Source organism: Pseudoalteromonas sp. S4492, assembly GCF_005886115.1.
GTDB lineage: Bacteria > Pseudomonadota > Gammaproteobacteria > Enterobacterales > Alteromonadaceae > Pseudoalteromonas > Pseudoalteromonas gelatinilytica.
Map to the genome: position 1 here is coordinate 63,879 of NZ_PNCP01000024.1, position 14,045 is coordinate 77,923.

At 41.0% G+C, this 14,045-nt stretch carries 14 protein-coding genes; 4 read left to right on the forward strand and 10 right to left on the reverse strand.

What is annotated here, in order from left to right; genetic code table 11:
• Positions 1-128: 128 nt before the first annotated feature.
• Positions 129-500, forward strand: coding sequence for a flagellar basal body-associated protein FliL (locus CWC28_RS07555; RefSeq protein ID WP_370626054.1), 372 nt, complete (start codon positions 129-131; stop codon positions 498-500).
• A gap of 41 nt (positions 501-541) precedes the next feature.
• On the opposite strand, the gene glpG is transcribed toward CWC28_RS07555, so the two are convergent.
• From glpG to CWC28_RS07585, 6 genes are all read right to left on the reverse strand, one after another.
• Positions 542-1,357 carry a rhomboid family intramembrane serine protease GlpG gene (glpG, locus tag CWC28_RS07560; RefSeq protein WP_138624950.1) on the reverse strand — a complete coding sequence of 272 codons (816 nt, stop codon included), beginning with the start codon at positions 1,355-1,357 and terminating at the stop codon, positions 542-544.
• Entirely contained in the window at positions 1,354-1,671 is a 318-nt protein-coding gene (gene glpE, locus CWC28_RS07565; RefSeq protein ID WP_063703079.1) for a thiosulfate sulfurtransferase GlpE, read from the reverse strand. Before glpE ends, glpG begins: the two co-directional genes overlap by 4 nt.
• 54 nt (positions 1,672-1,725) lie before the next feature.
• A complete protein-coding gene (gene tdh / locus CWC28_RS07570) occupies positions 1,726-2,751 on the reverse strand; it encodes an L-threonine 3-dehydrogenase (protein WP_063703076.1) in 1,026 nt (341 codons plus the stop codon).
• Positions 2,752-2,806: 55 nt separating this feature from the next.
• Positions 2,807-4,003 carry a glycine C-acetyltransferase gene (locus CWC28_RS07575; protein ID WP_063703074.1) on the reverse strand — a complete coding sequence of 399 codons (1,197 nt, stop codon included), beginning with the start codon at positions 4,001-4,003 and terminating at the stop codon, positions 2,807-2,809.
• A 148-nt stretch (positions 4,004-4,151) separates the two neighbouring features.
• Positions 4,152-4,703, reverse strand: a complete 552-nt coding sequence (gene gmhB / locus CWC28_RS07580; RefSeq protein WP_063703072.1) for a D-glycero-beta-D-manno-heptose 1,7-bisphosphate 7-phosphatase — start codon at positions 4,701-4,703, stop codon at positions 4,152-4,154.
• On the reverse strand, positions 4,703-5,761 hold the full coding sequence (locus CWC28_RS07585; protein WP_063703070.1) for a glycosyltransferase family 9 protein: 1,059 nt from the start codon (positions 5,759-5,761) through the stop codon (positions 4,703-4,705). Before CWC28_RS07585 ends, gmhB begins: the two co-directional genes overlap by 1 nt.
• Before the next feature lie 124 nt (positions 5,762-5,885).
• Between CWC28_RS07585 and CWC28_RS07590 the strand changes: the two genes are divergently transcribed.
• Positions 5,886-6,605, forward strand: coding sequence for a 3-deoxy-D-manno-octulosonic acid kinase (locus tag CWC28_RS07590; protein ID WP_138624951.1), 720 nt, complete (start codon positions 5,886-5,888; stop codon positions 6,603-6,605).
• On the opposite strand, the gene CWC28_RS07595 is transcribed toward CWC28_RS07590, so the two are convergent.
• The gene (locus tag CWC28_RS07595; RefSeq protein WP_105174874.1) at positions 6,606-7,697 is read right to left on the reverse strand and encodes a glycosyltransferase; all 1,092 of its coding nucleotides are present in this window, start codon (positions 7,695-7,697) and stop codon (positions 6,606-6,608) included. It lies immediately after the preceding gene.
• Complete coding sequence (locus CWC28_RS07600) at positions 7,694-8,707, reverse strand: glycosyltransferase family 1 protein (RefSeq protein ID WP_229677566.1); 1,014 nt, start codon at positions 8,705-8,707, stop codon at positions 7,694-7,696. The genes CWC28_RS07595 and CWC28_RS07600 overlap by 4 nt, the downstream gene beginning before the upstream one ends.
• 212 nt (positions 8,708-8,919) lie before the next feature.
• Here CWC28_RS07600 and CWC28_RS07605 point away from each other — a divergent pair, with 212 nt between their 5' ends.
• Positions 8,920-10,494, forward strand: coding sequence for a capsule assembly Wzi family protein (locus CWC28_RS07605; protein ID WP_063703062.1), 1,575 nt, complete (start codon positions 8,920-8,922; stop codon positions 10,492-10,494).
• A 33-nt stretch (positions 10,495-10,527) separates the two neighbouring features.
• On the opposite strand, the gene hldE is transcribed toward CWC28_RS07605, so the two are convergent.
• Together hldE and CWC28_RS07615 are read right to left on the reverse strand one after the other, a co-directional pair.
• The gene (hldE, locus tag CWC28_RS07610) at positions 10,528-11,967 is read right to left on the reverse strand and encodes a bifunctional D-glycero-beta-D-manno-heptose-7-phosphate kinase/D-glycero-beta-D-manno-heptose 1-phosphate adenylyltransferase HldE (RefSeq protein ID WP_063703060.1); all 1,440 of its coding nucleotides are present in this window, start codon (positions 11,965-11,967) and stop codon (positions 10,528-10,530) included.
• Positions 11,967-12,557 carry a D-sedoheptulose-7-phosphate isomerase gene (locus tag CWC28_RS07615; RefSeq protein WP_063703058.1) on the reverse strand — a complete coding sequence of 197 codons (591 nt, stop codon included), beginning with the start codon at positions 12,555-12,557 and terminating at the stop codon, positions 11,967-11,969. Before CWC28_RS07615 ends, hldE begins: the two co-directional genes overlap by 1 nt.
• A gap of 188 nt (positions 12,558-12,745) precedes the next feature.
• On the opposite strand from CWC28_RS07615, the gene waaA reads away from it, so the two are divergent.
• Positions 12,746-14,005 carry a lipid IV(A) 3-deoxy-D-manno-octulosonic acid transferase gene (waaA, locus tag CWC28_RS07620; protein ID WP_138624953.1) on the forward strand — a complete coding sequence of 420 codons (1,260 nt, stop codon included), beginning with the start codon at positions 12,746-12,748 and terminating at the stop codon, positions 14,003-14,005.
• The last annotated feature ends 40 nt before the right edge of the window (positions 14,006-14,045 follow it).

Sequence of the window (14,045 nt, forward strand, 5' to 3'; positions counted from 1 at the left end):
TCAAGCTGGGTTAAAAAACGCAGAACAGCCTGTATCTTAAGTGAATTTGGGTATAGACTAAAAATCATTGAAAGGGTGGAATATTCTTAACTATGAAAAAATCATTGTTATCAATTTACTTGATAAGCATGCTGCTTGTTGGCGCTACAACAAGTTGGTCTGTACGCGCTGAATCAAATGTTGGCTACTTTGGTTTTGAGCCTGACATCATCACTAACTATATAGGTCAAGGTAATAAAAAGCTTGGCTATGTTCGTATTACGGTGGATCTCATGCTCAATGATATGGCTGATATTGCAGTGGTAGAACACCACACTCCACTATTGCGTGATGCGATTGTTGAAATACTCTCAAAAGAGCCTGAAGAAAACATTAAATCACTGACCGGCCGCGAAGAAATCAGAAAACGCTGCACCGAAAAGTTAAAAGCACTACTAAAACAAGAAACAGGACAAGAGATTGTCAGAGAAGTGTTATTTACTAAGTATTTATATCATTAATTGTAAAATGGCGGCATAAGCCGCCATTTTTATTTACGCGATTATTTGCGTGAAAGCAGCTTGTCTGACACAGCATAAGCCATACCAGCCAATAACCCCGCTAAATGTGCCCAGTTTGCCATACTCACCGGCAACATATCTACAAAGCCTAGAATAAGCCAAACCAGCATAAAACCAACGATGCTATTACTCACCAATGGCGGCTCTGAAGGTCTCATTGCACTGAAGATCCAACAAAAACCAAGTAAGCCATACACAACGCCGCTTAAACCACCAAAGTTAGGCCCGACAAGTAAAAACTGTGCCCAATTGCTAATAAATGCCGTCACTAAAAATAAACCCACTAAGGTTAATTTACCGCTGCGTTTTTCTATATCGTTACCCAGTGTCATCCACCAGATCAGATTAAAAATAAGATGAATAGCGCTAAAGTGCACAATGGCAGGTGTAAACCAAGTTAGTGGCTGTGCCGGATTAAACTGCAACATACTGTAAATAGTTTCAAAACCACCTAGCAAGAAAGCAACAAATATAGCTATCGAGACTAAAGTAACCGTACGGTTTAGCCAGCTTAATGCTTTAAAACGAGCTTTTAAATTAAGGGACTGGCCCTGATATGACAAAGGCGATTGTGTACTGCCTACCTGCCATGAAGCTTGTTGGTATTTTTCGTCATGAGGGTTAGCAGCAAACTCCTGCCAAAGTGGTTGAGCTTGATGAAAGTGCTCTGGTGCAACACAAATAATCACAGTTTGCCCATCTTGAGAGCGTAACTCACCATGTAAGCCCTTACTTTTGATGAAATCTATAAAGCCTTGTGCGGCGCGAGGATTATTTATGCTACCCAACTCAATCATCGTTCAATATGCTCCGGAAGTTGCATCTGCCAAGCACTAAAGCCACCATCCATGCTGTACACGTCTTCAAAACCCTGCTCAACTAAATAGCTAGCAGCACCTTGAGAGCTCACACCATGATAACAAACGATGATGATTGGCTGATCAAACTCTTTATGCATCATAAATTCGCTGATGTTGGCATTTGATAAATGCTCAGCGCCTGGGATATGCCCCGTTTGAAATGAGTTAGGATCGCGAATATCGGCAATCACAACCTCTTCTTTGTCTAACAGCGCAAACGTCTCGCTCACTGAAATATGTTTATACGACATAGTACTCTCTAAACTAAAAAGGCGGCCAAAGCCGCCCTATCAAATAACTCAGTATTAATCCCAGTTAAGGATTACTTTACCTGATTGGCCTGAAATCATTGTATCAAAGCCTGCTTGGAAGTCATCCACAGAGAACTGGTGAGTAATAATTGGGTTCAGATCAAGGCCTGATTGAATTAGACTCGCCATCTTGTACCAGGTTTCAAACATTTCACGGCCGTAAATCCCTTTAATGATTAAGCCTTTAAAAATAACTTGGTTCCAATCAACCGCCATATCAGAAGGTGGGATACCCAACATAGCGACTTTGCCGCCGTGATTCATGTTGTTTAACATGCTGTTGAATGCAACCGGCACACCTGACATTTCAAGACCGATATCAAAGCCTTCTGTCATGCCAAGCTCTTTCATAACATCTTCAAGCTTTTCATTCGCTACGTTGACGGCACGAGTCGCCCCCATTTTACGCGCTAAATCTAGGCGGTATTCGTTCACGTCTGTGATAACCACATGACGTGCACCCACGTGTTTAGCAACAGCGGCTGCCATAATACCAATTGGGCCAGCACCAGTGATTAATACATCTTCACCGACTAAGTCAAACGACAATGCTGTGTGTACTGCATTACCGAATGGGTCAAAGATTGATGCTAGTTCATCAGGAATGTTATCTGGAATTTTAAATGCGTTGAAAGCTGGGATCACAAGGTATTCAGCAAATGCACCTTCACGGTTTACACCAACACCTGTTGTATTACGACATAAATGCACACGACCAGCGCGACAGTTACGACAGTGACCACAGGTAATATGGCCTTCGCCAGAAACACGGTCACCCACTTGGAAACCACGTACTTCCTGACCCATATCAACCACTTCACCTACATATTCGTGGCCAACAACCATTGGCGTAGGAATTGTATTTTGTGCCCACTCATCCCATTTATAAATATGGACATCTGTACCACAAATTGCTGTTTTGCGGATTTTAATAAGCAGATCGTTATGGCCAACTTCAGGCTTTGGCGCATCAGTCATCCAGATCCCTGGTTCTGCTTTTAATTTAGATAATGCTTTCATGATTTACACTCAATTAAACAAAACCGAAGCAAAAGCTTCGGTTTAGGGAATAAAATTAGATAACACCCATTTCTTTACCAATACGGGTAAAGGCAGCAATAGCGGTATCTAATTGCTCTTTTGTATGCGCCGCAGAAATTTGCGTACGGATACGTGCTTGGCCTTTAGGTACTACAGGGAATGAGAAACCTGTTACGTAAATACCTTCAGCAAGTAATTTGTCAGCCATGGCTGAGGCAATTTTAGCATCGCCTAACATGACAGGGATAATAGCGTGGTCTTTACCTGCACAGGTAAATCCTGCAGCTTCCATTTGTTCACGGAAATACTTTGCGTTATCCCAAAGTTTAGCGCGTAACTCGCCGCCATTGCTTAGCATCTCAAGTACTTTAATTGATGCAGTAACAATTGATGGTGCAAGTGAGTTTGAGAAAAGGTAAGGACGAGAGCGCTGACGTAACCACTCAACAATTTCTTTTTTACCTGATGTGTAACCGCCTGATGCGCCACCAAGTGCTTTACCAAGCGTACCTGTGATGATATCAACACGGTCTAGTACACCGCAGTACTCTGGCGTACCTTTACCATTTTCACCAACAAAACCAACAGCGTGAGAGTCATCAACCATCACTAATGCATCATATTTATCAGCTAGATCACAAACCGCTTCAAGGTTACAAATAACGCCGTCCATTGAGAAAACGCCGTCAGTAGCGATTAGCTTAGTTTTAGCACCGGCTTCATCAGCAGCAATAAGTTGCTTTTCAAGGTCACTCATGTCGTTATTTGCATAGCGGAAACGCTTTGCTTTACAAAGACGCACACCATCAATGATTGAAGCGTGGTTTAGCGCGTCAGAGATGATTGCATCATCTGGGCCTAAGATTGTTTCAAATAAACCTGCGTTTGCATCAAAACATGATGAGTAAAGAATTGTGTCTTCTGTTTCTAAGAACTCAGAGATCTTTTGTTCTAAAGTTTTATGAATATCTTGAGTACCACAAATAAAGCGTACAGAGGCAACACCAAAACCGTGATCGTCAAGGCCTTGTTGAGCTGCTTTAATTAACTCAGGGCTATTTGCTAAGCCAAGGTAGTTATTAGCGCAAAAGTTGATAACCTTATCACCAGAAGCAACTTCAATTTGAGCCTGTTGCTGTGACGTGATAATACGCTCGCTTTTGTATAAGCCTTCAGCTTTCACTTCATCAATTTGCTGCTGCAACTGATTAAAAAACGCAGATGCTCTCATCTGTAATCTCCACATATTCTTGTATCTAACCAGAAATGATTAGCGTGACTTTAAATTTTGCGCCTATTGTAAAAGCTTAGCCGAACAATTGCACTGTTTGCAGTTCGTCGCAGACCGTAAGGGTTGCGAAATAAACTGGTCTTACCTGCTAAGACTGTAAAATTAAAGCTGGTAACTCAGCTAAAGACTCACAAACTACATCGGCGTGCTGTTCTGTTGACTCGGCATAACTTTGCCCTGAGCGAACTAAAACGCGGGTCGCGATGTTGGCTCTTTCAGCGGCAATAAGGTCGCCAAGCTTATCACCAACCATAATGCTTTGAGATGGATCGATTTGATGCTCATCAATGGCTTGTAAAAGCATACCCGGGGCAGGCTTGCGACAGTTGCACTCTTGCAAATAAGCAGGTTCTGCTTTGCTTGGATGATGCGGACAAAAATAGACATCAAGAATAGTAACGCCATGGCGTAAAAATTCGCCCTTCATCCACTCAGTGAGGTTGGAAAAATCTTGTTCTGAATAATAACCACGGCCAATACCTGACTGGTTAGTTACCACCACAATTTTATAACCGGCATCAGTGAAAGCTTTGCACGCCTCAAATACACCGGGTACAAATTCAAACTCTTCGGGTTTGTATACATAGCCATGATCAATATTGACCACACCATCACGGTCTAAAAATAAAACTTTGCTCATTACAATTGCTCTTTATCTACCACGTGGTCAAACATCGAAATCACCTTTTCAACACTGATTTGCGCCATTAGGTCAGCCCCTTTAACACGTGTTCCCCATGGCAGCTCTTGCGCCGTTTTACCTGTTTGCTCTCGTAAGTTTTGGTGATACACCTCAACAACATACTCTTGATACAAATAAGGCCCTGTGCGTTTTGGGTTTGAGTGGGCATACAAACCAATAACAGGTGTTCCAACCGTTACAGCCATATGCGCAGGCCCAGTATCTGGAGCTAACACTAACGCCGCACGCTTCAAAACACATAACAGTTCTTTTAGTTGAGTTTTCCCTACTAAGTTAAGCACAGGTGTCGAACTATGCGCGATAATTTGCTCGGCAAGTTCAATTTCTAAAGGAGTTGGACCGCCAGTTATAACTACCGAAAAGCCTTGTTGATGAGCATGTTCAGCAAGTGCAGCATAACGCTCGGGTAACCAATTACGCTCTTTTTTACTTGCCGCAGGCGAGATAACAAAAATACGCCCGGCTAAACGTTCTTCACCTAATAGCGCATCGGCTGCTTGTTGGTGCTGCTCGGTAATTGGCATTTGCCATTGAGGCTTGTAATCAGGCGACCCAATTGCTTGAGCAAAGCCTTTAAAGCCTTCTAATACATGCGCTTCAGATTGCGGGGCAATACGCTTATTAATAAACAAGCTATGTAACTCTTTTGAGCGAGCCCAATCAAACCCCACTTTGACCTTTGCCGGAATACAGCGGGCTGCTAGATTCGCTCTGAGTGCGACTTGCATATGTAAGAGCACATCAAATTTACGCCCCTTGAAAGTGTCTTTTAGTTGCTGATAAGCCTGTTTGCCTTGTTTTTTATCGAATACAACAAACTCAACACCGGGTAAATCGGCCAGTAACATGGCCTCAACTTTACCAATCACCCAGGTAATTTTTGCCTTCGGATGTGCCTTTTGAATTGCTTGCACTGCTGATACGGCATGACATACATCACCAATAGCCGAAAGCCTTAAAATACAAATATCTGAATAGGAGGTTGTTTGAGTCACGTGCGCCCTTAGCTACAGCAAATAATATGCGATCTTAAATTAACTTGATGCTAATGCAAGCACTTATGCGAAAAGCTAAAAATACGGTAAGATAGCGCTAATTTTATTTAATCTTGAAGTTGTTATGTTTGAAACTCAGCATCTGCAAAACACCACCCTTTTGTGTCACCCAGCTTACAAAGATGAGCTCACGCAACAGTGGTTCGATGCCAATTATTGGCAACAACAAGATAAAATAGTTGGCGCAAAAAAAGGCCGCGCAACAGCATGGTTTTTTAAACATCAACAGCTTACAGGCGTTCTGCGTCACTATTGGCGCGGTGGGTTAGTAGGTAAGTTACTGAGCGATCAGTACCTATATGTTGGTTTAAAGCAAACTCGTGTCTATAAAGAGTTTACACTGATGATGCGCTTACTTGAGCTTGGCCTAAACGTGCCGACACCCATTGCGGCAAAAGTGACCACCCACGGCTTAATCTATCGCGGCGATATCATCACCGAAGCAGTAACAGGCGCAAAAAGCGTGTTAGATATTTTAATCACGCGTCCACTTAACCAATCTGAACTCAAAGCGATTGCAGTCACCCTCAGCGAGTTTCACAATCATGGCGTCTATCACGCAGATTTAAACATCAATAACATCTTGTTCGATGATACAGGTAAGGTGTTTATCATCGACTTTGACCGCGGTGAAATCAAACAGCCACATGCTAGCTGGCAAACAGAGAATATCAAACGCCTTGCCCGTTCATTTGCGAAAGAGCAAGGCCGTAATGAAGTGATGCATTGGCAGCAAAGTGATTGGCAGTCACTGGTGTGTGGCTACCAAGCATTGCTGAACTAATTATCGATTTTGGGCCAATGCTAAATAACTTTCAGCAACTTGTGTTGCTGATATTTTTGATAGTATTTCTGCATCAATAACCTCTGGCTTATCGTTTAACACAGATTCAATAGCTTGGGTTAAAGCCTCAGGGTTATTTGTAGGAACTAAATACTTGGCTAAATTACCCGTTAAGATTTCTTTTGGTCCATGAGTACAATCGGTGCTTACAACTGGCGTACCCAGTATGAGCGCCTCAATGAGAACAGTAGGTAATCCTTCATAATCAGAACTCAGTACCAAAGCATCAGCACCTTTAATCCAAGCATATGGGTTTTGCTGAAAGCCAGGCAAAATAAGCCTATCTTCAATACCATGTTGGCGACCAAGTTTGGCGGCTTTATTAACTTTATTACACAATAAAACAAGCTTATGGGATGTATTTAAATTAGCAAATGCTGAAAATAAAACATCATGTCTTTTTTGTTTTGCTAAACGACCTACGTGAATAATATAGGGCTCACGTGGTAATCCTAACTCAGTTTCACTCGCTTTTTTGACTATGCTTTGAACATTAAACGGGTTAAAAATTGTTGTGATACTTTGGGGAGCAATCAACTTTTGCTGCTTAATTTCACTTTCAATACCTTCAGAAACACAAATTAAGTTTTGTCCTGACAAGCGCTTTTTACTTTTCAGTAAATATTGATAAGCAAATGGTCCAAGTTTCTTTTGTCTATTTAACTCAGCCGAAATTGAGTTATGAATGACATAGAAAACATGTTTAATAGTACTGCAAATTAGCAAATTATTACTGCGATCTAAATTTGATAAAACGAGATCAAATTCCCCGTTTTTAGATTGGTATTGTGCAAACCAATTTTCGATACGTTTTACGCTTTTTTTTAGTTGCCAGAACCTATCAACTTTTTTTGCTTTATGGTCAAACAAACACTCAACATTTAGCTGTGATGGTAAGGTATATTCAATCGAGTTCGCTAAACTAAGCATGACAACTTCATGTTGTTGAGCCAAAAGCTCGCCAGCCAGCGTCAGCATAACTTTCTCAGCCCCACCGCCAACCAAAGAATCAATAACTATGGCAACCTTCATTTAGAAATCCCAAACAATAACTCAGACACCCCTTGCAGCATTTCTTTTTTGGCATTATGAGGTTTTATTTTCGCCAAAACGTTTTTAGTTGCTTGATACGTTGCTGGTACCAATAATTGCTTAACAGCATCACTCAAACTGGCTAACGTTGGATCTGCAGCTAAGGTTAAGTTACTGTCTACACAGTTTTGCAAACGTTTCGGTTGGTCTTTTGAAATTGCTGCAGCAACCGTCGGGACTTTAAGTGAAATAGCTTGTAATAAACTGTCCCCTGCTGATAACACTGCAAATTTAGCATTTGCTAATACACCAACAAATTCACTTGCATGTAAACTTTTTAAAATGATCAGGTTATCATCTTCGGGTAGATTATTTGGGTAGTTTGAACCAAAAACAACAACACCTTTAAGCCCTGTTTCTGTCGCTATTTTCTTGGCTGCTTGATAAAAAACATCAGCAAATAACTGGTTCTTTTCACCGTGCCCACCTGACCCAGCATTGACTAAAAAGTAAGCTTCATTCGTAAGATTTAACTGAGCTAACAATTGGTACGTTTCGGTACTTGATGATTGAGAGAAAAAAGGACCCACATTTACCGGAGGTGACAAAGGAAAAAGCTTAAGCTTTAGTCGCTCACTGAAGCTTATTTTTTCAATACAATAATCGGGTTGGGCAACCCAATGTCTATCGATTAAATTTAAACGATTTAGCTTTAAGCCTTTCGCTCTTTTTTTATTATGCTGTGAAATAAACACCACTTTAGCCCCAGCACGCTTTGCTGTTTTCATTTGGGCGGCTCTACCTGCACAATCAAAAACCACCAAGTTAGGCTTAAATGCTTCAATTAATTGATTAACTTTACGTGTTTCTTTTGTCGCTGATTGCTCTATGAGTGTTGTATCAAACGGGCAATCAAGGGCGTAATTTGTATGTTTATTTAATAAAAAGTGGATGTCTAAACGATCGGGAAAACACTCATCTAAATAATGAGCAAATGATAACGAACGCATGTATTCACCTATTCCTTCAGATGATGACACGGGGATAAATAAAAGGCGTTTTTTTTCCATTACACTTTAAATTATAAAATTTGCCAGATTATACATCAAATTGAGTTCCTTTTACGATACCTAGACGAATTGCTCGTTGTGAATTATTTACTGCAATCATCATGTAGGGTTGATAGACTTCTAGTCCCAAAAAACAAACCGAGAATTAAGCATTGCCTAAAAAAACACTTTTATTACTCGCTCTTGCTAGCGCATTTAGTCTACCTCTAGCTGCTGAACCTTGGGTTAAACCAGACGATTATGGCTTACGAGCCGACATTCAATTATTAGCGGATACAGGAGTAATTAAAGCCCCTGTAACTACATATCCACTAATGTGGAATAGCTTCATTGATGAACTAAATGACACCACATTAGAGCAATTACCTAGTTTTGTTCAAGATGCTTTACTTCGTGTAAAGCACAGATATAAAGCCGAAAATACCGAACAGCACAATTTCCATAGCGAAGTTTTTCTATCAACAGATACATTACCAGCCACGAGTTTTGGCGCTACCAACACACAAAAATCAGAAGCGACCGTCGCTTATAGTTATTTAGGTGAAAGTTTAGCTGGTAAACTAGCAGTTAATTATCGTTCTGATGGTCGAAAATGCTACTTAGAGGGCATGGTTCAATCAGATATAGCTGAAGATCATCAAGCGCTTACTGATTGTGATGATATTACTTTTGACCATAGTTACCTTGCCTATAAAATTGGCAATTGGGTCTTTCGTGCAGGTGCAGTTGAACAATTCTGGGGACCTGGTGTTGACAACAGTCTAATTCTCACAGCGAATAGTAAACCTTTACAAGCTTTCAGCATTAGTCGTGAAAAAGCCACTGCTTTTGAATCAGCTTGGTTGAGTTGGATTGGTCCTTGGAGCTTAACAACTCAAATGGCTAAGCTTGAATCTACCCGAGCAGTCCCTGATGCGCTACTTTGGAGTAGCCGAGTGAACTTTAGACCAATTCAGCAACTTGAGGTTGCTCTAAGCTGGTCTGCACAATGGGGCGGGGATGGTGAACCCCAATCTATCTCAGAATTTTTTGATATGGTTTCAGGTAAAAGTACTTGCCCTGATGGGTCGCAAGACTGTACTGAAGCTGAGAAGTCAAAATTAGGCAACCAACTGGCAGGTATTGATTTACGCTGGTCAGATACTCTCTATTCATACCCGTACGCTATTTATGTAAGTACGATTGGCGAAGATGCTAGTAGCTACTTTAAGCCCGCAGACAGAGCGTATTTAGCGGGTGTAGAGACAACAGTTCCATTTGCAGAGCAAAATATCAAAGTAAACATTGAATACATTGATACTGTAGTTTCATGCTCTGGTGATGAATCAGTGCCTGGCGCTGTGATCTCCTATAACTGCTATTACGAGCATGGTAAATACAATTCTGGTTATCGCTATCAAGGGAGAACAATTGGTTCTACATTTGATAACGACACAGAATCCCTGGTACTCACAGTGCTTGGGCAACATAGAAATGGTAACGATTGGCAAGTTAAACTGCGTCAGGTTGATTACAACAACGACAATGTAGATCTTTACCCTAGCAACCCAGATTTAGGGCATACAATCACTAAAAATGCCATTGATAGCACACAATTAGAGCTGCGCTACAGAATGTTAGCATTACAAGGAAGAATCTCTTTCGGTGCTCTTGCTGCTAAAAATAAATCATTGGGGGAATCAGACACTGAAACCTCCGCATTTATGAAATATGAAATGAACTTTTAGAATCAAAAAAGCCAACAAATGTTGGCTTTTTTATTAACTTTTAATTTTGCTAATTACATTTGATGTTGAGCAACCATTAAGAAACTCAAGTACTTCGACTTTTCCGCCATGGCGTAAAACATGATCGGCACCGGCAATTTGATCGACAGTGTAATCGCCGCCTTTTACAAGTACATCAGGGCTAATTTGCTCAATAAGCTTAGCTGGCGTGTCATTTTCTTCAATGCTGCCAAATGGAATAACCCAGTCAACTGACGCCAGTGCACTTAATACCATGGCACGTTCATCCAATGGATTAATCGGTCTTTCTGGACCTTTTAAGCGAGTGATTGATTCATCATTATTTAAGCCAACAACAAGTCTGTCACCTCGCGCTTTAGCTTGAGCAAGATAGCGTACATGGCCTGCGTGAAGAATATCAAAACAACCATTAGTGAAAACTATTTTTTCACCATTTTGCTTAGCAAACTCAATATGCTGAAGCACATCCTCAAACGGCGTTTGGTAGTGCTCGCCGGTTTGCTGCAAGTATTGACCAAGCTTACGGCTCAACTCTTCTGGCGACACAGTTGCGGCACCCAGTTTACTCACTGCAATACCAGCAGCGAGGTTAGCAATTTCAACCGCATCTTTTGCAGCCATTCCCGCACCAAGCATCACTGCAAGCGTCGCGATTACGGTATCGCCAGCGCCAGTAACATCGCTGACCTCAAGCTGCTGGGCTGCAAAATCATGTTTTTCTGCTTGGCTGATTAACGACATCCCCTGCTCTGAGCGCGTTAATAGCATCGCAGCGATGCCCGCTTCACTGATTAGCTTACGAGCGCTGTCAGTCAAGTTTTGCTCAGAGTCTGTCAAACCACCAGCAAGCTTAAATTCGTTTAAGTTAGGGGTTATATAATCAGCACCACGATATAAGCTTAAATCAGATGATTTAGGATCAATAAGTACCGTTTTACCCGCTTTCTTTGCAACCTGAATCATTTGTTGAATTAAACTCAGAGAGCCTTTGTTGTAATCAGAAAACAACACAAAATCGTAGTCATCTAAAACCAGCTCTAAACGGTTTAATAACAATTGGCTGTGTTGCTCAGTAAAGTTCTCTTCAAGATCTAAACGAACAACTTGCTGATGACGGCTGATTACACGCATTTTTGAAATAGTCGGTAAATCGCAAACACTCACTAATTGCGAATCAATTTTTTCTGAACTTAAAATTGTTTCGAGGATTTGCCCGCTTTCGTCTTCACCAACTAAACCTAATAAGCCTACTTTACCATCTAAACGGGCAATATTTTTTGCTACGTTTGCTGCACCACCAGCTTTGTCTTCAAATTTACTGACTTTGACAACAGGTACTGGGGCTTCAGGCGAAATACGTCCTGAATCGCCATGCCAGTATCTATCTAGCATGACATCACCAACAACCAAAATACGTGCCTTTGAAAGGTTTTTTAGTAACGCTAAATCCATTACTTTTGCTCCGCTACAACCATATCGATGGCTTCGCATAACCAATGTCCGATGAACATATGCGCTTCTTGGATACGCGCTGTTTCATCATTTTTAATGATAATAGGTAGCTTAGCGATATCTTTTACTTTACCGCCATCTCGGCCTGTTAATGCCACTGTAAAGGCACCAATTTCATTTGCAGCTGCCAGTGCTAAGTTGATGTTAGGGCTAGTACCAGAGGTGGTTAAGCCAATCACTAAATCTTCAGGTTTACATAACGCCTGCACTTGGCGCTCAAATACAGTATCAAAATGATAGTCGTTACTGTGAGCGGTTAAAATTGAGGTATCTGTTGTCAATGCGATTGAAGCTAGTGGACCGCGCTCCAATTTGTAACGCACGACAAACTCAGCAGCTAAATGCTGTGCATCAGCCGCACTACCGCCATTACCAAACCAAATTACCTTACCACCTGCTTGCAAAGCGCTGTGACATGCTTCAAGTAATTGCATCACTTCTGGGTGATAAGTATCCATCGTTTCAAATAACATTTGATGGCGGTTCAAACTTTCTAAGTAGCTTGCTGCTACAGAATCTAATTCAGGCATGAATATCCCTCTTTGGAACAAACTTTGGCAGGAGTAATAATGTTATTATTCCACAGATTTATTTCTTTGTGTTCAGTTTATCGTACTTTTATGAATATCGACTGGATAATTACAGTTATCTGCAGACTAACTATTGGCAACAGCTCGATTAACGTTAAACTACCCTAAAACTCTGTATATTAAAAATTATGGCGCGCATTTTATACTCTTTACTTTTATACCTACTAAGCCCACTGGTTGTTTTTTACCTGTATGTTTTACGTGGCAAAAAGAATAAGGGTTACCGTGAGCATTTTGCTGAGCGCTTTGGCTTTTCGAATTTGTCGCATCACGATGTTGTTTTCCATTGTGCCTCTGTAGGGGAAGTGTTAGCAGCAACGCCGCTTATTAAGGCCGTTCAATCAGAAAATCCAACACTTACTATTTTAGTAACCTGTAATACCCCAACGGGTCGCGAGCAAATAAAAAATAACTTTAAAGATGCAGTTAGCTGCTGTTATTTACCGATTGATTTTTTCTTCGCTACGAATCGATTTTTAAAACGTATCCAGCCAAAGGTACTGTGTATTTTAGAAACTGAGCTTTGGCCAAACCTTATGGCACAAAGCAACAACACCGGTACAAAAGTACTTGTTCTAAATGCCCGGCTTTCAGCTAAATCACAGCAAGGCTACCAAAAGGTAATGCCTTTAACTAAGGTGATAATGCAGTCTATTAGCGATCTTGCTAGTCATAATCAAAATGATGCCAAACGTTTTATTGAACTTGGTTTAAAGCCTGAAAAGGCACGCGTATTTGGCTCAATTAAATTTGATATCACACCTACAGAAGAGCAATTAAATAAAGTTGCAGCACTAAAAAAACAGTATAACAACGAGCGCTTTATCTGGGTTGCAGGCTCCACTCACCCTGTTGAACATGAGCTTATTTTAACTGCTCATGAAAAGCTGTTAAAAGCGTTACCCCACGCACTTTTGATTATTGCTCCACGTCACCCAGAGCAATTTGATAAAGTCGCGGAGATATTAAAAAACTCAAATTTGAGCTTTAGTCGTCGCAGTGAAGATAACTATAACAACCAACAAGTTGTGTTAGCTGACACGTTAGGTGAGTTACAATGCTTATATGGTGTGGCAAACATCAGCTATGTTGGTGGTAGTTTAATCGAGCGAGGCGGCCATAATCCGTTAGAGTCAGCAGCGTTTTCTGTTGGCGTATTAGCAGGTCCTCATACCTATAACTTTGACCATATTTATCCTGAGCTGATTAGTGCTCAAGGAGCTAAAACCGTTACCGATGAAAATCACCTTGCTGACACACTTATCGCTTTGAGTACTGATGTACAAAAGACGATTAAGCTCGGTCAGCAAGCTCAGAAATGCGTTACTAACAATCAAGGCGCCATCAGTAAAACGGTTAATTTAATTGAGCATTACTTAGAAAAGTAAGATAGAAAAGTATAATAGAATAGAGAAATAATGTGACTTC

Coding starts and splice junctions, on each gene's coding strand:
- CWC28_RS07615 (WP_063703058.1), bottom strand. CDS start 12,557: ATGCCTGAATTAGATTCTGTAGCAGCAAGCTACTTAGAAAGTTTGAAC.
- CWC28_RS07600 (WP_229677566.1), bottom strand. CDS start 8,707: ATGCGTTCGTTATCATTTGCTCATTATTTAGATGAGTGTTTTCCCGAT.
- CWC28_RS07575 (WP_063703074.1), bottom strand. CDS start 4,003: ATGAGAGCATCTGCGTTTTTTAATCAGTTGCAGCAGCAAATTGATGAA.
- CWC28_RS07590 (WP_138624951.1), top strand. CDS start 5,886: ATGTTTGAAACTCAGCATCTGCAAAACACCACCCTTTTGTGTCACCCA.
- gmhB (WP_063703072.1), bottom strand. CDS start 4,703: ATGAGCAAAGTTTTATTTTTAGACCGTGATGGTGTGGTCAATATTGAT.
- CWC28_RS07555 (WP_370626054.1), top strand. CDS start 129: ATGCTGCTTGTTGGCGCTACAACAAGTTGGTCTGTACGCGCTGAATCA.
- hldE (WP_063703060.1), bottom strand. CDS start 11,967: ATGGATTTAGCGTTACTAAAAAACCTTTCAAAGGCACGTATTTTGGTT.
- glpG (WP_138624950.1), bottom strand. CDS start 1,357: ATGATTGAGTTGGGTAGCATAAATAATCCTCGCGCCGCACAAGGCTTT.
- glpE (WP_063703079.1), bottom strand. CDS start 1,671: ATGTCGTATAAACATATTTCAGTGAGCGAGACGTTTGCGCTGTTAGAC.
- CWC28_RS07595 (WP_105174874.1), bottom strand. CDS start 7,697: ATGAAGGTTGCCATAGTTATTGATTCTTTGGTTGGCGGTGGGGCTGAG.
- waaA (WP_138624953.1), top strand. CDS start 12,746: ATGGCGCGCATTTTATACTCTTTACTTTTATACCTACTAAGCCCACTG.
- tdh (WP_063703076.1), bottom strand. CDS start 2,751: ATGAAAGCATTATCTAAATTAAAAGCAGAACCAGGGATCTGGATGACT.